The sequence below is a fragment of the Micromonospora sp. RL09-050-HVF-A genome (genome assembly GCF_019374995.1).
Taxonomy (GTDB): domain Bacteria; phylum Actinomycetota; class Actinomycetes; order Mycobacteriales; family Micromonosporaceae; genus Micromonospora; species Micromonospora antibiotica.
Map to the genome: position 1 here is coordinate 1,235,205 of NZ_JAGKQP010000002.1, position 21,029 is coordinate 1,256,233.

14 protein-coding genes and 4 pseudogenes are annotated in these 21,029 nt (G+C 75.5%); 3 read left to right on the forward strand and 15 right to left on the reverse strand.

The features are described 5' to 3' along the window. Window positions 1–88 precede the first annotated feature (88 nt). Window positions 89–3,075, reverse strand: a pseudogene (locus J7462_RS33565) (helix-turn-helix transcriptional regulator). Window positions 3,076–3,261: 186 nt separating this feature from the next. On the opposite strand from J7462_RS33565, the gene J7462_RS05780 reads away from it, so the two are divergent. After that, complete coding sequence (locus J7462_RS05780) at window positions 3,262–5,451, forward strand: AAA family ATPase (RefSeq protein ID WP_255597597.1); 2,190 nt, start codon at window positions 3,262–3,264, stop codon at window positions 5,449–5,451. Between the two features lie 354 nt (window positions 5,452–5,805). On the opposite strand, the gene J7462_RS05785 is transcribed toward J7462_RS05780, so the two are convergent. From J7462_RS05785 to paaI, 6 genes and pseudogenes are all read right to left on the reverse strand, one after another. Continuing rightward, complete coding sequence (locus J7462_RS05785) at window positions 5,806–6,822, reverse strand: ABC transporter ATP-binding protein (RefSeq protein WP_219462443.1); 1,017 nt, start codon at window positions 6,820–6,822, stop codon at window positions 5,806–5,808. A 92-nt stretch (window positions 6,823–6,914) separates the two neighbouring features. Continuing rightward, a pseudogene (locus J7462_RS05790) lies at window positions 6,915–7,910 on the reverse strand (ABC transporter ATP-binding protein); the annotation flags it as partial. After that, window positions 7,907–8,809: an ABC transporter permease gene (locus tag J7462_RS05795; protein ID WP_219462447.1), complete on the reverse strand. Its 903-nt coding sequence runs from the start codon at window positions 8,807–8,809 to the stop codon at window positions 7,907–7,909. The gene J7462_RS05795 and the pseudogene J7462_RS05790, both read right to left, overlap by 4 nt. Further along, a complete protein-coding gene (locus tag J7462_RS05800) occupies window positions 8,806–9,750 on the reverse strand; it encodes an ABC transporter permease (RefSeq protein WP_219462450.1) in 945 nt (314 codons plus the stop codon). Before J7462_RS05800 ends, J7462_RS05795 begins: the two co-directional genes overlap by 4 nt. A 9-nt stretch (window positions 9,751–9,759) precedes the next feature. Next, the gene (locus J7462_RS05805; protein ID WP_219462452.1) at window positions 9,760–11,295 is read right to left on the reverse strand and encodes an ABC transporter substrate-binding protein; all 1,536 of its coding nucleotides are present in this window, start codon (window positions 11,293–11,295) and stop codon (window positions 9,760–9,762) included. A gap of 257 nt (window positions 11,296–11,552) precedes the next feature. Then, window positions 11,553–11,933 carry a hydroxyphenylacetyl-CoA thioesterase PaaI gene (gene paaI, locus J7462_RS05810; protein ID WP_255598210.1) on the reverse strand — a complete coding sequence of 127 codons (381 nt, stop codon included), beginning with the start codon at window positions 11,931–11,933 and terminating at the stop codon, window positions 11,553–11,555. Between the two features lie 449 nt (window positions 11,934–12,382). On the opposite strand from paaI, the gene J7462_RS05815 reads away from it, so the two are divergent. Further along, a complete protein-coding gene (locus J7462_RS05815; RefSeq protein WP_219462454.1) occupies window positions 12,383–12,901 on the forward strand; it encodes a CrcB family protein in 519 nt (172 codons plus the stop codon). After that, a complete protein-coding gene (gene crcB, locus J7462_RS05820) occupies window positions 12,898–13,260 on the forward strand; it encodes a fluoride efflux transporter CrcB (protein ID WP_219462456.1) in 363 nt (120 codons plus the stop codon). The genes J7462_RS05815 and crcB overlap by 4 nt, the downstream gene beginning before the upstream one ends. A gap of 117 nt (window positions 13,261–13,377) precedes the next feature. Here crcB and J7462_RS05825 read toward each other — a convergent pair. From J7462_RS05825 to cobI, 8 genes and pseudogenes are all read right to left on the reverse strand, one after another. Then, a pseudogene (locus J7462_RS05825) lies at window positions 13,378–14,262 on the reverse strand (sirohydrochlorin chelatase); the annotation flags it as partial. After that, window positions 14,259–14,852 carry a precorrin-8X methylmutase gene (locus tag J7462_RS05830; RefSeq protein WP_219462457.1) on the reverse strand — a complete coding sequence of 198 codons (594 nt, stop codon included), beginning with the start codon at window positions 14,850–14,852 and terminating at the stop codon, window positions 14,259–14,261. The gene J7462_RS05830 and the pseudogene J7462_RS05825, both read right to left, overlap by 4 nt. Before the next feature lie 46 nt (window positions 14,853–14,898). Continuing rightward, complete coding sequence (locus J7462_RS05835; RefSeq protein ID WP_219462459.1) at window positions 14,899–15,126, reverse strand: DUF362 domain-containing protein; 228 nt, start codon at window positions 15,124–15,126, stop codon at window positions 14,899–14,901. 46 nt (window positions 15,127–15,172) lie between these two features. Then, window positions 15,173–16,927, reverse strand: coding sequence for a precorrin-3B C(17)-methyltransferase (cobJ, locus tag J7462_RS05840; RefSeq protein WP_219470029.1), 1,755 nt, complete (start codon window positions 16,925–16,927; stop codon window positions 15,173–15,175). Between the two features lie 5 nt (window positions 16,928–16,932). Beyond that, window positions 16,933–18,216, reverse strand: a complete 1,284-nt coding sequence (gene cbiE, locus J7462_RS05845; protein ID WP_219470031.1) for a precorrin-6y C5,15-methyltransferase (decarboxylating) subunit CbiE — start codon at window positions 18,214–18,216, stop codon at window positions 16,933–16,935. Window positions 18,217–18,293: 77 nt separating this feature from the next. Continuing rightward, window positions 18,294–19,445 carry a cobalt-precorrin-5B (C(1))-methyltransferase gene (locus J7462_RS05850; RefSeq protein ID WP_219462461.1) on the reverse strand — a complete coding sequence of 384 codons (1,152 nt, stop codon included), beginning with the start codon at window positions 19,443–19,445 and terminating at the stop codon, window positions 18,294–18,296. Continuing rightward, window positions 19,442–20,272, reverse strand: coding sequence for a precorrin-4 C(11)-methyltransferase (gene cobM, locus J7462_RS05855; RefSeq protein WP_208566531.1), 831 nt, complete (start codon window positions 20,270–20,272; stop codon window positions 19,442–19,444). The genes J7462_RS05850 and cobM overlap by 4 nt, the downstream gene beginning before the upstream one ends. Further along, window positions 20,269–21,002 (reverse strand): annotated as a pseudogene (cobI, locus tag J7462_RS05860) (precorrin-2 C(20)-methyltransferase). Before cobI ends, cobM begins: the two are co-directional and overlap by 4 nt. Window positions 21,003–21,029 lie beyond the last annotated feature (27 nt).

Here is a 21,029-nt window from a genome sequence, read left to right on the forward strand (position 1 = left end):
CGTGCCGTCGTTGACGAGGGACAGCCTGGCAGCGTCGACCGGGCGCGGGATCAGTAGAACGACGTATTCGACCGCGCCGTACGTACGCTCACTCGCCCCGGTTCCGCAGGTGGATGGCGCTGGCCTGGACCCGGGTGCGCACCTGGAGCTTGTCGAAGATGTGCGACACGTGCACCCCGATGGTCCGCTCGCTGATGAACAGCCGCTGGCCGATCTCCTTGTTCGTCAGACCTTCGGCCACCGCGGCGAGCACCTCGCGTTCCCGCGCGGTCAGCGTGGTCAGCTCGTCGACGACCGGCCCGGCTACGACGGTGACCGACCCCGACCCCGCGGGCCGGCGGTGCCCCACCCCGGTCGACCGGGCACGGCCCTGCCGGCGGTCGACCCCGGTGGGTTGGGCACGGTCGGTCAGCTCCACCCGCGCCCGGCCGGCCAGCGTCCTGATCTCGCTGGTCAACGGCACCGCCCCCAGGCTCAACGCCATCTCGTGGGCCTGTCGCAACAACGTGCCGGCGGCGTTGCTGCGACCACGCCGGGCCAGCAACGCCTCAGCCTGGCGCAACCGCGAGTAGGCCGCCGGGTAGGGGTGGTTACGCTTGTCCCACTCGGCTGCCGAACGGGCCCAGGCGTCCGGGTCACCCCGGCCGTCGAGCCGGGTCAGCTCGGCCGTGCACAGCGCCAGGAACCCGTCGGCGACGACCCGTACCGGCCCGGCCGCCGTCGCGCTCTTGGCCGTCACCCGGTCGACCGCGTCGCGCAGCCGCCGCACCGCCGTCGGGTCCACCGCCACGGTACGGCTCGCGTGCGCCTCCGCCTCCGCGCGCAGCCCGTGCCAGGCCAGCGTGCCCAGCAGCACCACGTCGTCGGAGCGGCTCTCGGTCATTCCCCGCTGCACGGCCTGCCGGGCCACATCGTGCCGGCCCTGCCACATCGCCAGCCCGGCCCGCAGGATCAGCATCGGCAGGACGTGCCGGGGCGCACCGCCACCGGCGAGCATCGTCGCCACCGCCTCCAGGTCCCGGTCGGACGCCTCGACGTCGCCGTACCCGACGGAGAGCCGGCAGCGGGCCAGCAGCAGCTCCACCGCGTCGGCCCCGGACGGGCGGTGCCGCAGCGCCGCCGCGACGACCTTCTCCGCCTCCGCCCACTGGCCGACCCGGAACAGCCCGTTGGTGGCGATGGCCAGCAACCGGGTCTCGTAGGTGCGGCCCAGGCCCAGCTCGGCGACCCGCTCGGCACCCCGGCGGGCCACCACCACCCCCTCCTCCAGGATGTTCAGCGGCCCGGTCAGCAACTCTGCCAGGTGCAGGTACGCGCAGGCCACGTCCTCCGGGCCACCGGAACGTTCGGCGGTCTCCAGGGCCCGGCGGACCACGGCCAGGCCCGAGTCCGGGTCCTCCAGGAACGCCTCGCTGAAGCCGAGCGCCGCGCTGGCCAGCACCACCGAGTTGGTGCTCCCGTCGACCGTCGCGGCCAACTCCAGGGCCTCCCGGGCGCGCTGACCGGCGTCGGCGTAGCGGCCCTGGAGCACCAGCAGATGGGCCAGTTGGGCGGCGGCGGCGGCCCGTTCCCCCGCGGTGCAGTCGACGGACTCCAACACCCCCCGGTACTCCGCCTCGGCGGGCGCGGACCGGCCGGCGGCGGCCAGGTAGCGGGCCCGCCGGATGCGCAACCCGCAGGACGGATCGAGCGGTTCACCCCCGGCCAGCTCGGCCAGCAGGGACAACGCCCGGGCGTGCTCGCCGCTCTGGTGGGCGGTCTCGGCGGCGTGTTCGAGCAGCACCGCCCGGTCGACCTCGGGCGGTACGCCCCCGGCCCGCTGGTCGGGGTCGCGGCCAGCTGCAACGCCGCCGACCAGTGCCGGTGCGCCTCGGCGAAACCGTGCAGCCGTTGCGCCTCCCGGGCGGCGGCCATCGCCGCCGGCAGGGCCCGGGCGGGCTCGCCGGCCAGCCGCCAGTGATGGGCCAGCCGGGCCTGGTGCAGCTCCGCCGGGGCCTGGGTGAGCGCCTCCGCGTAGCGGCGGTGCAGGCCGGCGCGCTCCGCCGGGAGCAGTTCGTGGGCGAGCACCTCGGCGACCAGCCGGTGCCGCAGCCGGTAGCCGTCGTCCGCGCCGACGAGCAGCCGGTGGGCCACCGCCTCCCGCAGCGCCTCGATCAGTTCCGGCTCGGGCAGCCCGAGCACCTCGGCCAGCAGCCAGTGCTCGACCGGCTCGACCCCGGCGGCCACCGCGTGCACCGCCGCGTGCGCCTGCCGGGGCAGCACGTCCACCCGGGACAGGAAGATCTCCCGCAGCGTGTCGGACAGCCCGTCGCGGCCGTCACGCAGGTCACGGGCCAACTCCTCGACCACGAACGGGTTGCCGCCGCTGCGCTGCCAGACCTGGTCGGCGGCTTCCGGGGCGAGGGGTGTGCCGACGATCTCGCCCGCCAACCGGTCGGTGTCGGCCCGGTCGAGCGGGGCCAGGTCGAGCACCCGTACCGACCGCAGCCGGCGTAGCTCGGTGAGCACCCGGCGCAGTGGATGGGCCCCCTGCAACGACTCGGCCCGCACCGCCGCCAGCACCGACAGTTGCAGGTCACCCAGGCCGGCGAGCAGGTAGAGCAGCAGTTGCCGGGTGGTCCGGTCCACCCACTGGAGGTCGTCGAGGACGAGCACCAGCGGCCGGCCCTCGGCGATCAGGCTCAACCCCCGGGAGACCCGTTCCAGCAGCGCCCCGGCGCTGTCCGCGCCGCTGCTGTCCTCGGCGAAGGTCCGCAGCAGTCCGCGTACCGCCGAGGAGGTGCGGGCCTGCGCGGCGGTGAGGTCGGCGTCGAAGCGGCGCAACGCCTGGAGCACCGGATGCAGCGGGGAGGCGTCGCCGATGTCCAGGCAGGAGCCGGTGAGCACCACCGCTCCCGCGTCCCGCAGCCGTGCCGCAGCCTCGGTCAGGAGCCGGGTCTTACCCACCCCGCTCTCCCCGGTGACGAAGACGGCGGCGGTCTGCCCGGGGCCGATGTCGTCGTGGAGCGCGGCGCGCAGCGTCGCCAGCTGGTCGGCACGGCCGACGAGCGGCGCGCTGTCCACTTCGCTGGCCATGTCCGCAGCCTAGTCACAGGTCCCCGCACCGTTCTACGGGCTTGATTCGTCTCTGGTACCTCTCGCGTCGAGTTTGCGACTAAAGGTGGTCGCCCGCCGACATACGTCGTTCGGCAGATCCCCCGTCCTACCGGTGGTGACACTCTCCGGAAGTCATCAGACCACTGCGGAGGAAGGGTGGGTGGGATGCCACTGTCCACGGTCGGTACCGGTCGGGAAGACGTCACCACGACGCCCTGGCCGGTCCCGCAGGAACGCCGAACGCTGACCGTGCTCTTCGCCGACATCGTCGGCTCGACCGCGCTGACCGAACGGCTCGACCCGGAGGACGTCCGGGCGGTGCAGTCCGCCTACTTCGACACCGTCGCCGGGGTGCTGCGCCGCTGGCAGGGCACGGTGGAGAAGTACGTCGGCGACGCGGTGATGGCGTTGTTCGGGGCGCGTACCTCCGATGGTCTCGACGGTTACCGGGCGGTGCGGGCCGCCCTGGAGATCCAGGCCGCGCTGGAGCGCCGGGAGCTGCCCGGTGGGGTGACGCTGCGGGTCCGGGTGGGTGTCGCCACCGGCGAGGCGGTGGTCGACCTGGCCGCCGCCCGCGACGGTGGCCACGGCATGGCCTCCGGCGCGGTCCTCACCACCGCCGCCCGCATCCAGGAGTACGCCCCGCCGGGCGGCGTGGTCGTCTGCGCGGCGACCCACCGGGCCACCGCCGGCCTGGTCGAGCAGCACGCCCTCGCCCCCGCAGCGCTCACCGGCAAGGCCCGGCCGGTCGACGTCTGGCAGGTCACCCGCACGGCGAACCCGCGCCCGCCCCGCCACCACGGTCCGCTGGTCGGCCGACGCCGTGAACTCGCGACCGCCGTCGAACAGCTCACCCGGGTCGCCCGGGAACACCGTCCACGGTGGGTGGCCCTGGTCGGCCCGGACGGCATCGGCCGCAGCCGGCTGCTGGCCGAGCTGCGCCACCGGCTGCCGGCGGTCGACGGCACGCCGGTGCGCTGGGCGGTGGGGCACTGCCCGCCGTACCCGGAGCAGGTGTTCGGGCCGGTCGCGGAGCTGCTGCGGGACCTGCTGGGGCGGCCGGCCGACGACGCGGCGGGGACCGTCGCGGCACGGCTGGCCGCCCTGGTCGACGGACTGGTCCCGGCGGGTCAGGTCCCGGCGACGGTGGCGGCGCTCACCGCGCTGCTGGACGCGCCGGACCGGTCGGCGGTCGCCGGGGCGGCGGCGGTGCGCCGGGTGCTGCTCGCCCTGGCTGCCCGCCGGCCGGTGGTGGTCGGCGTGGACGACCTGGACCGGGCGGCCCCCGAACTGGGCCACTTCCTGCACTCGCTGTTCGCCGCCGCGACCGCCCGGGGACTGCCGCTGGCGGTGCTGGCCACCCACCGACCCGACCGGGCGGACCACGTCCCCGCGCCGGCGGGCGGACACCACCGGGTGGAGTTGGCGCCGCTGGGCACCCTCCACAGCGGCCGGTTGCTGCGCCTGCTGCTCGCCCACGCCGGTCAGCCGGTCACGTCGGCCGCCCGGATGGTGCCGCTGGTCGCCGGCCGTCCCGGTTACGCAACCGCCTACGTCCACGCGTCGGCGCTCCCGACCGGTGACCCGTCGGTGCGCCCGACCGAGCCGCCCCTGCCCGAACCGCTGCGACGTCGCGCCGCCGCCCGGTTGGACCGGTGTGACGGCCCGCACCGGGCGGTCCTGATGGCCGCGGCGACCCTCGACGGGGAGTTCGCCGCATCGGCGGTCGACGTGCTGCTCGGCTGGGCGGCGGGCCGGGCGGCGCAGGCGTTGCGTCGACTCACCGACGCCGGGCTGGTCCGGTCCGGTTCCCACGGCGGGCACGTCATCGTCGACCCCGCCCTGCGCCGCTGTGCGTACGACCGGCTGCCCCGGATGCTGCGCGCCGAGTTCGCCCGGCGGACCGAGGCCACCCGGTCCGCCGGGGCCGTCCGGCGGACCGGGACGGCCCGGCGCGCGCAGAGCATCCGACGGGCCGGGGTCGACCGGCGGACCGGCGTCGCCCGGCCGGCCGGGACCCGGCACCGCACCGGTACCGGCTGGTCGGTCGGGCCGACCGGCCGGTCGGCCACCCCGGGCCGGTCCCGGCCACGGTCAGCTCGCCGCACGGTCGGGAAGCCCGATGGCAGGCGGCCGCCCCCCACCACGCTCCGCTCCCCGCCGGCACCGCCGCATCCGCCACCGGGAGCAGGACCGGCGGGCCCCGACCGGCAGTCGCGGGCCCCGCCACCGCCGGTCCGGGGCCGGTGGCCGTCCTTTCCGACGGCGGCGGGCCGCGACCGGGGGTCGTCCTTCCCGGGGGCGGCGGGCCCCGACCGGGGGTCGTGGGCTGCCCGGAACCAGGGTTCATGCTGATCGCAGCCGGCCCGACGGGTCTGCCGCCGGCCGGTCTGATGCCGGGCACCGCCATCGGGCGACCGCGCGCCGGCTCGACGCGGGACGACCGGTGGGCGGGGGTGCCCGGCGGGTCCGCCGCCCGACCCGTCGACCCCGGGTTGCCGGGCCCGGGTGGCGTCGTCGTGCCGCTGCCCTCGCGCGGGACCGGCGTACCGACCGGCCGCCGGCCGACGACCGGCGGGCGGCGACGGGGGGAAGGGGTGCCCCGCACCGCCGTACCGTTACCGGCGCGGGCCGCCTGACCGTCGGCGGGCGTCCGCGCCTGACCGTCGGCCGTGCCGGATCCGTCCGGTCCGAGCACCCACCGCCTCGTCAGCGGGGCGCCCCGGTGACCGGGGGCGGATCGGCACCCATGGCCCGGACCGCCTCCCCGGCGTAGAGGCAGGCGACACGGTGGCCGGGGGCCACCTCGACCATGGGCGGGTCGGTCCCGGCGCAGGCGGCACGCGCCTGCGGGCAGCGGGTCCGGAACCGGCAGCCGCTCGGCGGGTCGGTCGGGCTGGGCAGTTCACCACTGAGGATGATCCGCCGCCGGTCGCGCTCCACCCGGGGATCGGCCACCGGGACCGCCGACAGCAACGCCGCCGTGTACGGGTGCGCCGGCTCCCGCCAGAGCTGCGCGGGGGTGCCCGTCTCCACGATCCGCCCCAGGTACATCACCGCGATCCGGTCACTGAGGTGTTCCACCGCGGCCAGGTCGTGCGCGATGAACAGGTAGGTCAACCCGAGGTCCCGTTGCAGCCGGCGTAGCAGGTTCATGATCTGTGCCTGCACGCTCAGGTCGAGCGACGCGATCGGTTCGTCGAGGACGATCAGGTCGGGTTCACCGGCCAGCGCGCGGGCGATCCCGACCCGCTGACGCTGGCCACCGGAGAGTTCGTGCGGGTGCCGACCGGCCGTCTCCGGTCGCAGCCCCACCAGGTCGAGCAGTTCGGTGACCCGACGTCGGCGGGCGTGGGCGGAGCCGGCCAACCGGTGCACGACCAGCGGTTCGGCGATGCTCGCACCGACGGTCAGGCGCGGGTCCAGCGACGCCTGCGGGTCCTGGAACACCATCGCCACCCGGCGGCGCAGCCCGCGCAGGCGGCGCCGCGACCACCCGGTGACGTCCTGCCCACCGACCCTGATCCGCCCGGTCGTCGGGTCGACCAGCCGCAGCAGCGCCAGGCCCGTGGTCGACTTGCCGCTGCCCGACTCCCCCACCAGGCCGAGGGTCTCGCCGGCCCGTACGGTCAGCGACACCCCGTCCACCGCGCGCACCGGTGGGCCACCGGGGCTGGGAAACCAGACCGTCAGATCGTCGATCTCGGCGACGGTTGCGGTGCTCATCGGTCCTCCCGGTGGAGCTGCTCGCGGTCACCGGAGACGCGACGGGCGTCCCCCGTGGGCGGGCCGCCGCCGGTGGGCGGGCCGCCGGGGAGGGGATAGAAGGTGCGGACCCGGTGCCCGGGGGTGATCGGCGTCAGCGGGGGCAGTTCGTGTGCGCAACGCGCGTCACCCCGGACCGGGCAGCGGGGCCAGAACGCGCAACCGTCCGGCAGGGCGAGCGGACTGGGCGGCGCGCCGGGGATCGCGGCCAGCTCCTCCCCCGCCGCGCCGGGCCGTGGCCGGGCGGCCAGCAGGGCCCGGGTGTACGGGTGCCCCGGTGCGGCGAACACCGCGTCGACCGGTCCCTGCTCGACGATCCGGCCCCCGTACATCACCGCGACGGTGTCGGCGATCCCGGCCACCACCCCGAGGTCGTGGGTGATCCAGACGACGGCGGTGCCGAGCCGGCGTCGCAGGTCGGCGACCAGCTCGACGATCTGCGCCTGGGTGGTGACGTCCAACGCGGTGGTCGGCTCGTCGGCGATGAGCAGCTCCGGTTCGCAGGCCAGGGCCATCGCGATGACGACCCGCTGCCGCATCCCCCCGGAGAACTGGTGCGGGTGCGCGTCCACCCTGCGGTCGGGGGCCGGGATGCCGACCAGGTCGAGCAGCTCGACGGCGCGGGCCCGGGCCTGCCGCCGACTCATCCCGAGGTGCTCCTCGCACGCCTCGGTGACCTGGCGGCCGACGGTCAACACCGGGTTGAGGGTGGTCATCGGGTCCTGGAAGACGAAACCGACGTGCCGGCCACGCCACCGGCGGCGCTCCGGCTCGGACATGGTGGTCAACTCCCGGCCGAGCAGCCGGACCCGGCCGGTGACGGTGGCGGAGCGCGGGGCCAGGCCGGTGGCGGCGAGCACGGTCATGCTCTTGCCGCTGCCGGACTCGCCGACCAGGGCGAGGGTCCGGCCGGGGGCCACCGACCAGTCGACGCCGGCGACCGCGCGGGCGGGACCGTTGCGGGTGCCGAGGGTGACCGTCAGGTCGTCGATGGCCAGCACCGGCGCGTCCCCGGCGGCCCGGGGCGACGGTACGACGGGCGCGTTCATCGGCTGCTCCTGCGGGCCTCGCTGACGGTGAGCTGACGCGGGTCGAGCACGTCCCGCAGCGCGTCACCGACCAGGTTGAAGGCGAGAACGGTGAGGAAGATCGCCGCGCCGGGGAAGAATCCCAACCACCAGGCGTCGGTGACGAACCCGCGCCCGTCGTAGAGCATCCGGCCCCAGGCCGGCGCGGGTGGCTGGACGCCGAGCCCGAGGAAGGACAGCGCCGCCTCGGACAGGATCGCGAAGGCCAGCGACAGCGAGGTCTGCACGATCAGCGGGGCGGCGATGTTGGGCAGCACGTGCCGGCGCAGGATGCGCAGGTCGGAGGTGCCGATGGAGACGGCGGCCCGGACGAACACCTGCTCCCGTACGGCGAGCACGCTGGCCCGGGTCACCCGGGCGAAGATCGGGGTGTAGACCACCCCGACGGCGACCATCGCGGTGACCAGCCCGGGGCCGAGCACCGCGACGATCGCCACCGCGAGCAGCAGGACCGGAAACGCGAAGAGCACGTCCATGCCCCGCATCGCGATGTTGTCCGCCCAGCCGCCGTACCAGCCGGCGAGCAGGCCGACGCTCACCCCGACGGCCAGGGCGATGCCGACGCTGACCAGGCCCACCTGCAACGACACCCGGGCCGCCACCAGCACCCGGCTGAGCACGTCGCGGCCCAGTTCGTCGGTGCCGAACGGGTGTGCGCCGCTGGGTGGGCGCAGCATCTGGTCGACGTCCACGTCGTTGGTCCCGGCCGGCGCGAGCCACTGCCCGGCCAGTCCGACGACCAGCAGGACCAGCAGGACGACCGTGCCGGCGACGGCCGGCGGGTCGTGCCGCAGCGCGGTCACCGTGCGCCGCAGGGTGCCCGGCTCGGTGGCCGTCGCCGCCGGGTGGTCGGCGCTCATCGCAGCCTGATCCTCGGGTCGAGGCGGGCGTAGAGGACGTCCACCAGCAGGTTCGTCAGCAGGAACAGGGTGGCCACGAAGAGCACCGCACCCTGCAGCACCGGATAGTCCCGGGCCTGCACGGCGTCGTAGGTGAGCCGACCGATGCCGGGCCAGGCGAACAGCACCTCGATCACGATCACCCCGCCGACCAGGCTGGCCAGCTGCACCCCGACCACCGTGACCACCGGGATCAGCGCGTTGCGCAGCACGTGCCGGACGACCACCACCCGGCGGCGCAGCCCCTTGGCCTCGGCGGTACGCACGTAGTCCTCGGCGAGCACCTCCAGCACCGAGGAACGGATGAACCGGGTGAGGATGGAGGCGGTGACCAGGCCGACGGCGGCGGCCGGCAGGGCCACGTGCGACGCCCAGCCGGCCGGGTCGTCGGTGAGCGCGACGTAGCCCGACGGGGGCAGCCAGCCGAGGACCCCGGCGAAGAGCAGGATGCCCATGATGCCCGTCCAGAAGTCGGGGACGGACACCCCGAACTGGCTGAACACCCGGGCGGCGTGGTCGACGAACGAGCCGCTGCGCACCGCGGAGAGCACGCCGAGCGGGAAGGCGACCAGCAGGGCGAGGAGCACGGCGGTCACCGCCAGGGACAGGGTGGCGGGGAGTCGCTCCAGCACGATCGTGGTGACCGGCTGGCCGCTGCGGAAGCTGACCCCGAGGTCACCGGTGAGCGCGTGGCCGACGTAGCTGAGGTACTGCACCACCAGCGGACGGTCCAACCCGGAGCGTTCCCGCAACGCGTCGTAGGTCTGCTGGTCGAAGCGGGTGCCCAGGGCGACCCGGACCGGGTCGCCGGGGACCAGTTGCAGCAGCAGGAAGACCACCAGGGTCACCCCGAGCAGGACGACGACCGACTGGAGCAGCCGCCGCAGGACGAAGCGTCCCACCTCGCCCCCTCAGCGGTTCAGGGCGACGTCGCGGAACCGGATCGCCCGGTCGGTGCGGACCTGGTAGCCGGTGACCTTCGCCGACCAGCCCTGCACCACGTCCGGGTTGTAGAGGTAGATGTAGCTGGCGTCGTCGACGATCTGCTTCGCCGCCCGCTCGTACGTCTGTCTGCGTACGCCCTCGTCGGTCTGGGTGCGGGCCTGGTCGAGCAGGGTGTCGACGGCGGGGTTGCTGTACCCGTGGAAGTTGAACGTGCCGCCGGTGCGGTGCTGGGCGTAGTAGAACTCGTCCGGGTCGATGTTGCCCAGCCAGCCGAGCAGGAACGCGTCGAAGTTGCCCTTGCCCTGCTCGTCGAGCCACTGGGCGAAGTCCAGGGTACGGATCTTCACGGTGATCCCGACGTCCTTCAACTGGGCGGCGATCACCTGGGCGGCGGTGACCGTCTCCGGGTACTCGCTGGTGACCATCAGGTCCATGGTGCGGCCGGTGACGCCGGCCTGGCCGAGCAGTTGCCGGGCCTGGTCCGGATCGTGCCGGTACGGAGCGTAGTCGTAGTACCAGGAGCTGCCCTTGGGGATGGCGGTCTGGTTGGCGGTGGCCTGCCCGAACTTGGCGGCCTTGGTGATCGCCTCCCGGTCCAGGGCGAACGCGACGGCCCGGCGCACGTTCACGTCGTCGTACGGTTTGCGTGCCTCGTTGAGGGCGAGGTACCAGTAGTCGGTCGAGGGGGTGGTGGCGACGGTCACCGCGTCGTCCTCCTTGAGGGCCGGCACCTGCTGCGGTGGCAGGTTGTCGGTCCACTGCACCTCACCGCCGCGCAGGTTCTGCCACGCCACCGTCGGGTCCTTGACGAAGGTGAAGGTGACCCCGTCGAGCTTCGGTTTCGGCCCCCAGTAGGCGTCGTTACGGGTCAGTTTGATGGTGTCGCCGGAGGTGTAGGAGGCCACCGTGAACGGGCCGCTGCCCACCGGCCGGGTCTTGATCGCACCGGACTCCACGTTGGACCGCTGGACGATCGCGACGCCCTTGAAGCCGCCGAGGTTGGCCAGCAGGTTGGGGGTGGGCGCGGTCAGCGTGATCACCACGGTGGCCGGGTCGGGCGCGGTCACGGTCTTGACGGTGGCGAACTTGTACGCCGCGTTCAGCTTCTCGTTGATGATCCGCTGGTACGAGTAGACGACGTCCTGCGCGGTCAGCGGCGACCCGTCGGAGAACCGCACGCCCTCGCGGAGGGTGAACGTCCAGGTGAGCTGGTCGCTGCTGGTCGTCCACTTCGCGGCCAGCGCGGGCCCCATCTTGAGGTCGGCGTCCGGCTCGACGAGGGTGTCGTAGACGTTCTCCAGGACCTGGAAGCTGTAGTAGGCCGACGTCCGGTGCGGGTCGAGCTGGTCCGGTTCGCCGCCGATCGCGGCGGTGAGCGTGCCACCGGCCGACCCGGTGGCGGTGGACCCGCCGTCGACGTCGACGCTCTCTCCGGCGCTGCACCCGGCCAGCCCGGTCAGGGCGACGGCGAGCGCCGCCGCGATGATCCTCGATCTGGTCATGGACTCGGTCACCCTTCGTCGCCTGGCAGATCAGAGAGCGAGTCTTCTCCGCCAGGTAGAGCGATGTCAATAAATCCCGGCAAAGTAGGGTGATTTTGGAGGAATCAGCGCGGTGCCGTGACCGTCCGGAGAGGACTGCGGCACCCTCGGCCACGAACCGGTCGCACCGCGCCGAGAGGCCGGGCCGTCACCCGTGGAGGGTGCACCACGGACCACCCTGTTACCCACTGTGGACCTGTCAAACCCTGGGCTGCCGGTCAGTCGTCGGCGGGTCGGGCGAGGGTGCGGCTGCGCCCCCGGAACTCGGCCACCACCTCGTCGCCCCGGGTCACGGTGACGTCGTAGATGCCGCTGCGGCCGTACCTGACGCGTTCGGTGGCGTACGCGGTCAGCAGGTCGCCCTCGCGGACCGGGCGCAGGAAACTGATCTCGCCGCCGGCCGCGACGGTGGCCGGGCCGTGGGTGTTGCAGGCCAGCGCGAAGGCGGTGTCGGCGAGCAGGAAGACGAAACCGCCGTGGCCGATCCGGTGCCCGTTGAGCATCCCGGCGGTCACCCGCATCCGGGCCACCGCCACGCCGTCCCCGGCCGAGACCAGCTCGATGCCGAGCCCCCGGGAGGCCACGTCGGCGTCGAACATGTCGTGGGCGGCCGTCCGCCCGGCACCATCGCCACGCGGTACCCGCCCGGGCACCCGACCGGTGCTGTCGCCGCGCGGCACCCCCTCGGCACCATCGCCACGCGACACCCGGCCAGTGCTGTCGCCGTCGGTCCCCCCGGTCGGGGCGGGTGCGCTGGGGGGTGGACTGTGGTCCGGCACGGGTTCCTCCTGGGGTCACGGCAGCGGCGGCCGGCACGGGCTACCGGCTGCCGCTGCCGACCGTACGCGGACGGGTCGGTCGCCACGCAGACGTGGCGGCGGGGGGTGGCCCCCGGCCTCCGCCTGCTTTCGCGGTGGGGGCCGGCCGGTCGGGCTATGCTCACGGACGTGTCGGCGGTGGGGCCCGCCGTCCCGGTCGGACCGGGAGAACCGCGTCGGAGACGCCAACGGTCCCTGCCAGTGGTCCGGGTGCTGGTGGGGAGGTCCTGATGACGCAGGGGGTACCGCGTCGCGTCGATCCCGACGTCGACCTGCGCGTGCCGGCCGACCGGAGCGAGCTGACCGCGCGGCCGGCGACCGTGCTGGGTGCGATCGCCGTCGGCGGGGTCCTCGGGGCGCTGGCCCGCGCCGGGGTGCAGGCCGCCCTGCCGCACACCCCGACCGGATTCCCCTGGTCCACCTTCGCCGTGAACGTCACCGGTTGCCTGCTGATCGGCACGCTGATGGCGGTGCTCGGCCGGCGTCGGGTCGGCCCGCTGGTCCGGCCGTTCCTGGGGGTCGGCGTGCTCGGCGGTTTCACCACCTTCTCCGCCTACGTGGTCGACGTGCACCGGGCGCTGGACGCCGGGGCCGCCCCGACGGCGTTGGCCTACCTGGCCGCCACCCTGGTCGGCGGGCTGCTGGCGGTCGCCGCCGGTGACGCCCTGGCCACCCGCCTGCTGGCGCGGGGGCCGGGCCGGGCCGGACCGCCGGGAGCGGGTCGGGTGGACGGGGAGGTTCCCCGGTGACCGTGTTGCTGATCGCGCTCGGCGCGGCGCTGGGTGCGCCGCTGCGCTACCTCACCGACCGGGCCGTGCAGGCCCGGCACGACTCCCGCTTCCCGTGGGGGACGCTGACCGTCAACGTCGCCGGTTCGCTGCTGCTCGGCGCGGTGGTCGGGATGCCCGCCGGGCCCGCCGTGACCGCGCTGGTCGGCACCGGCTTCTGCGGCGCACTGACCACCTGGTCGACGTTCGGCTACGAGACCGTCCGGCTGGCCCGAGCCGGCGACCGGTGGCACGCGGTGGCCAACGCCCTGGTCAGCGTGGTCGCCGGGTTGGGCGCGGCGACCCTCGGTTTCGCCCTGGCCCGAGCGCTCGCCGGCTGACCGCGGGCACCCTCAGCGGACCGGGGTCGCGTCCGGCGCGGCCTGCCGCTGACCGTGGTCGTGGGCGTCGTCGTGGGTGTGGGCGTCGTCGTGGGCGTGGTGGCCGTGGGCGTGCCCATGGTGGTGATGATGGTGGCCGTGGCCGTCGACCGGGTCGTCGGGGTGGTCGTGGGGGGTCTGCGGGCGGCCCACCTTGTCGGCGAACCCCGGCATCAGCACCCGGTAGGCACAGGTGTCGCAGTTCATCCGGATGTCCCCGCGCAGCGCCTCGGCGTACCGCTCCAGCACCAGGTCGGCCAAGGCGTCGCAGTCACCGATCAGGTCCGCGACCCGGATGTCGAGCTCGGGATGGTCGGCGGCGTACGCCTGCGACTGCGCCACGATCCGGTCCGGCAGCACCCCGGCGAACAGGAAGTACGGCGCGACCACGATCCGGCGGGCACCGAGGCGGCGTAACCGGTCGAGCACCGCCGGCACGGACGGCTCGGCCAGCGAGATGAACCCCGGTTCGACCCCGGCGTAGCCGCGCCCCTCCCACAGCAGCCGGGCCACCTTCGCCACCTCGGCGTTGGCGTCCGGGTCGGTGGCGCCCCGCCCGATCAACGCCACCCAGGTGCCGGCCCGGTCGGCCCCGGCCAGTGCCGCGTCGATCCGCTGCTCCAGCACGGTGTGCAGCAGCGGGTGCGGGCCGAGCGGTCGCCCGTACCGGTAGGTCAGGCCGGCGTGGCGTTCCTGCTCGCGGGCCATCGCGGCCGGGATGTCGCCCTTGCCGTGGCCGGCGGCGGTGAGCACCAGCGGCAACGCGACCAGCGCCCGGTGACCCTTCGCGACCAGCGCGGTCACCGCGTCGGTCAGCGGCGGCCGGGACAGCTCGATGAAGCCGCCCTCGACGTCGCCGACGACGGCCCCCGCCCGGTCCCGGACCCGGTCGACGAGCGCGGCGAACTGGTCGACCCCGGCCGCGCTGCGCGTGCCGTGTCCGACGATGACCAGAGCGGTCATGTTTCCTCCAGGTAGAGCAGGGCGTTGAGGGCGGCGGCGGCGACCGCCGAGCCACCCTTCTCGCCGATGTTGGACACGGCGGGCAGGCCACTGGCCCGCAACGCCGCCTTGGACTCGGCGGCCCCCACGAAGCCGACCGGCAACCCGACCACCAGCGCCGGGTCGGCGGCCACGCCGATCAGTTCGACCAGGGCCGTCGGCGCGCAGCCGACCACCCAGACCGCCCCCGGTCCGACCCGGTCCAGGGCGATCCGCACGGCCGCCGCCGACCGGGTCAGGCCGGTCTCCCGGGCCAGCGCGGCGGCGGCCGGGTCGGCGACCGGGCAGACGATCTCCCGCCCGGCCCCGGTGATCCCGGCGGCCACCATCGCCACGTCGGTGACGATCGGCGCCCCGGCCCGCAGTGCGGCCAGCCCATCGGCCAGCGCCACCTCGTCGCAGACCAGGTCGGTGACGTAGTCGAGGTCGGCGCTGGCGTGCACCACCCGCTCGACGACCGCCCGGGTCAGCGGCGGCAGGCCGCCCAGGTCGACCCGCTCGCGCAGGATCCGGTACGACTCCTGCTCGATGGGGTGGACGACCCGGCTCACCGGCCACCTCCCGGGGCGGGCCGGCAGCGGGCCGGGTGGGTACTGGTCATGGTGCTCCTCGTCGGTCGGTGACGGTCCGGATGGCGTCCACCGGGCAGACCTCCACGCACTCCAGGCAGCCGGTGCAACGGTCGGCCCGGACGGTCAGGCCGCCGGGCACCGGACGGATCGCGTGGGTGGGGCAGGTGAGCAGGCAGGCCCCGCAGCCCTGGCAGGCGTCGATGGACACCGGTGCCGTGGCCGGGCCGTCCGCTGCGGTGAACGGCGGATCCACCGCGGGCGGGACGACGGCGACCAGGTCGGGCGGGGCACCTCGGGGGTCATCCGCGCCACCGGTAACCCCGGGGGGTGACCATCCGGCCACCGACCAGCCGGGTCTGCGAACTACCCACGACCACCAGGCCGTACATGTCGACCACGCTCGGGTCGAAGGTGGCGAGGGTGGCCAGGTGCACCCGCTCGTCGGGTCGGCTGGCGTTGCGTACCACCCCGACCGGGGTCTGTGGCGGGCGGTGCGCGGCGAACGTCGCCAGCACCGCGCCGAGCTGCCAGTCCCGGGCCCGGCTACGCGGGTTGTAGAGCAGCGCCACCAGGTCCGCCTCGGCGGCTGCGGCGACCCGTCGTTCGATCACCGCCCACGGGGTGTGCAGGTCGGACAGGCTCAGGTAGACGTGGTCGTGGCCGATCGGCGCACCGAGCAGGGCGGCGGCGGCCAGCGCGGCGGTCACCCCGGGCACCCCGACCACGTCGATCCGCTCGTCGGCGTACTCCAGGGCGGGGCTGGCCATGGCGTACACCCCGGCGTCGCCGGAACCGACCAGCGCCACGGCCTGCCCGGCGGTGGCCTCGACGACGGCGCTGCGGGCCCGTTCCTCCTCCGCGCCGAGCCCGCTGGCCAGCACCCGGGTGCCCGGCCGCAGCAGGTCACGGACCTGGTCGACGTACTGGTCTAGGCCGACGACCACGGCGGCCCGGCGCAGCTCGGCGACGGCGCGCGGGGTACGCAGGTCGGCCGCGCCGGGGCCCAGGCCGACGATCGCCAACCGGCCGCGCGGGGCGTGCCGGGCGACCGCGACGGTGGCCATCGCCGAGGCGGTCTTGGGCACCAGCAGGGTGCCACCGCCGCGCAACGCCGCCGCCTCGGCGACGCTGGGCGTGCCGACGGCGGCCCGGACCACCTCGCTGGGGTGCGGCACGTCGACCGTCGCCAGCTCCGCCGCCGGCCAGGTCCGCAGCGGTACGCCCAGCGCGTCGGCGGTGGCCCGGATGCCCTCCTCGTCGGCCTTCACGTCCACGCTGGCCAGGCAGCTCAGGCTGGCCGGGCTCAAGCCGGCGTCGGCGAGCGCCCGGCGCAGCAGCGCCTCGACCTCGGCGGCGGGCACCCCCCGGCTCGATCCCACCCCGGCGACCAGGGACGGCGGCCGCAGCACGACGGTACGGTCGTCGACCGGCACGACCCGGTCGGTGACCAGCACCCGGTACCCGCCCTCCAGATCGGGCCCGACGGCCCGGTGTTCCCCGGTGGGCGGTTCACGGTGGACGTTCGGCGGCAGGGCGGGTAGTGGCCACACCGCGTCGGTGACCAGCCGGACCGGTTCGCCGTCGAGGATCGCCCGGGACACCGCAGCGACCGCCCCCTCGACCGGCCAGCCGAGGGTGTCCAGGCCGGGCAGGTCGACCGCGTCGGTGGCGGTGGTGACCACCGGCCGGGCGTCGAGCACCGCAGCCACCTCGACGGCGAGCGCGTTCGCGCCCCCCGCGTGGCCGCCGAGCAGGGCGACGGCGTGCCGGGCGGCCTCGTCGACCACCACCACCGCCGGGTCGGTGCGCTTGTCCCCGAGCAGTGGCGCCAGCACCCGCACCACCGCGCCGGTGGCCAGGAACGCCACCACCGCGTCGTACTCCGTCCAGGCCGTCCGCAGCGCGTCGGCGACCCCGTCGGCCTCGACGAGCCGGGCATGCGGCCAGGCGGCGGCCAGGGTGCGGGCGTGCCGGCGACCGGCGGCGGTGGCCGCGACGAGTCCGATCCGGTGCGGGCCGGTGCCGGGCGTGTCCTGCTGCCGGTGTGCTGCGATGCCGGTCACTGACGCTCCCCGGTGAGGACGACCACCGGGTTGGTGGCCGCGAGTCGGATGGATCCGCCGGGCAGGTCGGCGAGGCGGGCGGCGGTGAGCTGGCTGCCCGTCACCGTGTAGCCGGCGCGGCGCAGCAGGTGCACGGCCGGGGCGATTCGGTCCAGGGCGGCGAGGGTGACCACCACCCGGTCGGGGCGGCGGTCGGCGACGGCGCTCAGCACGTCGGTCCCCCCGCCGCCGACGAAGACGGCATCCGGATCGGGCAACCCGGCGAGGACGGCCGGCGCGTCACCGGTCACCACCCGGACGTCGACGCCGTGCCGGGCGGCGTTGCCGGCGACCGGTGCCGTCGGGTCCCGTTCCACGGCGATCACCGCCGCACCGAGCAACGCGCACTCGATGCCCACCGATCCGCTGCCCGCGCCGACGTCCCAGACCAGTCGACCGAGCCGGGGCCGCAACCGGGCGACGGCCAGGGCCCGCACCTCGGCCTTCGTGATCATCGAGTCCCGGTGCCGGTACGCGGACTCGGGCAGCGCCCAGCCCTCGGCGGGTGCGGCAGCCAGCTGGTTGTCCGCCCGCACCCGCCCGACCCGGACCGGAGCGTCATCGCCGGCCGGGTCGGTGTCACCCGACCGGCCGGCGACCTCGCCCCGCTCGGCGGTGCCGGGACGCCGGGCGGGCCGCGCCCCGGGGTCACCGTCGGTCGCGGCCAGGCTGAGCAGGACGTGCGGGTCGGCCCAGGCCCGGGTGGCGGCCTCCTGCGGGGTGGTCCAGGTGACCCGCTCGGCGGGGGTACCGAGGTACTCGGCGACCACCAGGCGGCGGGACCAGCCGACCAGACCGGCCCCGATCTCGGCGGCCCCGGCGTCCGGCGCGGTGAGCACGGCGACGGCGGGCAATGCCCGGCAGGCGTTGAGCGCGGGACCCAACTCCCGGCCGTGGGCGGTGACCACCACGGCACCGTCCCAGTCGAGCCCGGCGCGGGCGAAGGCGGCGGCCACACTGGACACCGCCGGGAGCACCCGGACCGGCAGTCCGGCGGCGCGCAGCCGGCGTACCACGCCGAAGAACCCGGGGTCGCCGCTGGCCAGCACGACGGCCGGCTGCCCGGCGGCGTGCGCGGCGGCGAGCCGGTCCAGCGCCGGGGCGAGCGGGCCGAGGGTGACGGTGTCGACGCCGGGCGGCACCGGCACGGCCGCCAGGTGCCGGGCCGCCCCGACGACCAACCCGGCCCCGGCCAGGGCGGCCACCGCCGACGGGGGCAACGGCCGGCCGGCCGCGTCCATCCCCACCACCACGACCGGCTCCGGCACCCCGACGAGCGACTCCGGCCCGGTCCCGCCAGGCACCGGCTCCTGGCGCGTCACGCCGGCCACCGGCCGGACGAGGCGACCAGGCGGTCGCCGGTGAAGTCGACCATCGCCACGTCGACGGTGAGCGCCGGCCCGGCGAAGCGGCGCAGCACCTGACGGACCCGGTCGCAGAGCAGGTCACCGGCGGGACGCAGCAGCCCGGCGGCCTCCCACAGCTCGTAGGCGTGCCGGCCGGTGTTGGCCGCCACCACCGCCGCCACCAGGTCGGCGTCGCCGCCGGCCTCGGCGGTGACCGCGCCGAGCAGGGACAGGTCCACCTTCGACCGGGTGTAGTGGGTCATCAGGATCCCGGCGGCGAGTTTGGCCAGCTTGCCGGCCATCCCGACGAAGACCACCCCGGTCATCGCGTCACCGACGGCGGCGGTGACGGCCGCGCCGGTGAAGTCGCCGACCTCGACGAAACACACCTCCGGCAGCTCCGGCAGCAGCGCGCGGGCGGCCCGTTCGGTGCGCCCACCGGTGCACAGCACCACGGTCCGCTGCCCCTGGGCGGCCATCACGTGCACCGCCTGCACCACGCTGGCCCGCCAGGAGGCGGTGGAGAACGGCCGGACGACGCCGGTGGTGCCGAGGATCGAGATGCCGCCGACGATGCCGAGCCGCCGGTTGGTGGTCTTGCGGGCCATCACCTCACCGCCCGGCACGCTGATCACCACCCGTACGCCCATCTCGGTCAGGTCGACCACCTCGGCGACGGCCTGGCCGATCATCCGGCGGGGGGTGTCGTTGATGGCCGGACCGCCGACGGCGAGGCCGAGCCCGGGGCGGGTGACGGTGCCGACGCCGTCCCCACCGGCGAGTTCCAGGCCGGGTCGGGGTCGCCAGCCGACGGTGGCGGTGAGGTGCGCGCCGTGGGTGACGTCCGGGTCGTCCCCGGCGTCCTTGACCACCACCGCCTCCGCTGTCGGTTCGGGCCGGGCGGTCAGGTCGCAGCGGGCCACCGCGAAGGTCACCCGCCGGCCGGCGGGCAGCCCGATCTCCACCTCCCCCGGCGGTACGCCGGTGACCAGGGCGGTCACCGCCGCCTTCGCCGCCGCCGTCGCGCACGCGCCGGTGGTCCAGCCGGTCCGCAACGCCACCGGCCGGACCTTCGCGGTACGCGGTAGGTCCGGCTCGCGCAGCGGCGGCTCGGGGTAGGTCACGGTGTCGCGTCCTCCGCTGCGGTGGCCCGGGAGCGGCGCAGCTCGGCGCGGGCGGCCGGCTCGGCCCGGCGGAAGGTGTGGAAGTGCCCGGGGTGGTAGAGGTGCGACCGGGTGCCGGTGGCGGCGAGTGCCGGCCCGACCAGGAACAGGGTGTGCTTCCACAACCGGTGTTCCTTGACGGTGGCCGCCAGGTCGCCGAGGGCGCACCGCACCACCAGTTCGTCCGGCCAGGTCGCCTGGTAGGCCACCACGACCGGGGTGTCGGCCGGGTAGCCGCCGGCGAGCAGTTCGGTCTGGGCCTGCCCGGCGCGGGCGGCGGACAGGAACAGCGCCATGGTGGTGCCGTGCCGGGCGAAGTCGCGGACCCGCTCCCCCGCCGGCATCGGCGTCTTGCCGCCCTCCAGCCGGGTGAGGATCACCGACTGGGCCACCTCGGGGATGGTCAACTCCCGGCCGACGATCGCGGCGACGGCGGTGAACGAGGAGACCCCGGGGACGATCTCCACGGCCAGGTCGAGGGCCCGGCACAGGTCGAGCTGCTCCTGCACGGCACCCCACAGCGCCGGGTCGCCCGAGTGGATCCGGGCCACGGTGAGCCCGTCGGCGGCGGCCCGCCGGTACAGCGGCAGCACCCCCTCGATGGGCAGCTGCGACGAGTCGACGATCTCGGCGTCGGGGCGGGCGTGGGCCAGCACGTCGGCGTGTACCAGGCTGGCCGCCCAGATCACCACGTCGGCGTCGGCGATCACCCGGGCGGCGCGCAGGGTGAGCAGGTCGGCGGCGCCGGGCCCGGCCCCCACGAACCACACCTTTCCGGTGGACGTCACAGTTTTCCTCCCCGCCCGTCCCGGCGGGCCGGGACCAGCAGCGTCGACAGGTAGGGCAGCTCGTCGTCCGGGCCGACCGGCCCGATCCGTTCGTCGGGCAGGCCGAGGCCGCAGCCGAGCACCGCATCGGCGAGCCGGTCGTGCCGGCGCAGCTCGTCGACGAGTTCCCGGTGCCGCCGCCAGCCCTTGTAGACCACGACGGTGCCGGGCCCGGCGAGGGCGTCGGCGACCAGCGCCGGGCCAGCGGTGGCCGGCAGCAGGGTCAGCGGCTCCCGCCCCTGGCACAGCGGGACGCCACTGCGCGCGGCCAACTCCTGCATGGCGGTGACGCCGGGCACGGTCCGCACCTCGACCGCCGGCCGCAGCGCGCGGACCCCGTCGGCCAGGTAGGTGAAGGTGGAGTAGACGTTGGGGTCGCCGATGGTGGCGAAGGCGACCGACCGGGCCCCGGCGGCGAACGCGTCGACCACGGCACGGGCCGCGGCGTCCCAGGCGGCCTCCCGACGGGCGGTCACCCCGCCCCGGTCGTCGAGGGCGAACGGCAGCCGGCGCAGCCGGTGCGCCGGCACGTGCGCGCGGACCGTCGTCTCGGCCCGGCCGGGGGCGTCGCCGGGTCCGCCGCCAGCCGGTCCAGCACCGGTACGACCACCAGGTCGGCCTCGGCCAGCACCCGGACCGCCTTGAGGGTGAGCAGTTCCGGGTCCCCCGGCCCGACCCCCACCCCGGTCAGCGTGACCGGCCCGGTCGGCGCGGCCCG

Coding starts and splice junctions, on each gene's coding strand:
- cbiE (WP_219470031.1), bottom strand. CDS start 18,216: ATGGACGCGGCCGGCCGGCCGTTGCCCCCGTCGGCGGTGGCCGCCCTG.
- J7462_RS05815 (WP_219462454.1), top strand. CDS start 12,383: ATGACGCAGGGGGTACCGCGTCGCGTCGATCCCGACGTCGACCTGCGC.
- J7462_RS05805 (WP_219462452.1), bottom strand. CDS start 11,295: ATGACCAGATCGAGGATCATCGCGGCGGCGCTCGCCGTCGCCCTGACC.
- J7462_RS05795 (WP_219462447.1), bottom strand. CDS start 8,809: ATGAGCGCCGACCACCCGGCGGCGACGGCCACCGAGCCGGGCACCCTG.
- J7462_RS05785 (WP_219462443.1), bottom strand. CDS start 6,822: ATGAGCACCGCAACCGTCGCCGAGATCGACGATCTGACGGTCTGGTTT.
- J7462_RS05780 (WP_255597597.1), top strand. CDS start 3,262: ATGCCACTGTCCACGGTCGGTACCGGTCGGGAAGACGTCACCACGACG.
- paaI (WP_255598210.1), bottom strand. CDS start 11,933: ATGTTCGACGCCGACGTGGCCTCCCGGGGGCTCGGCATCGAGCTGGTC.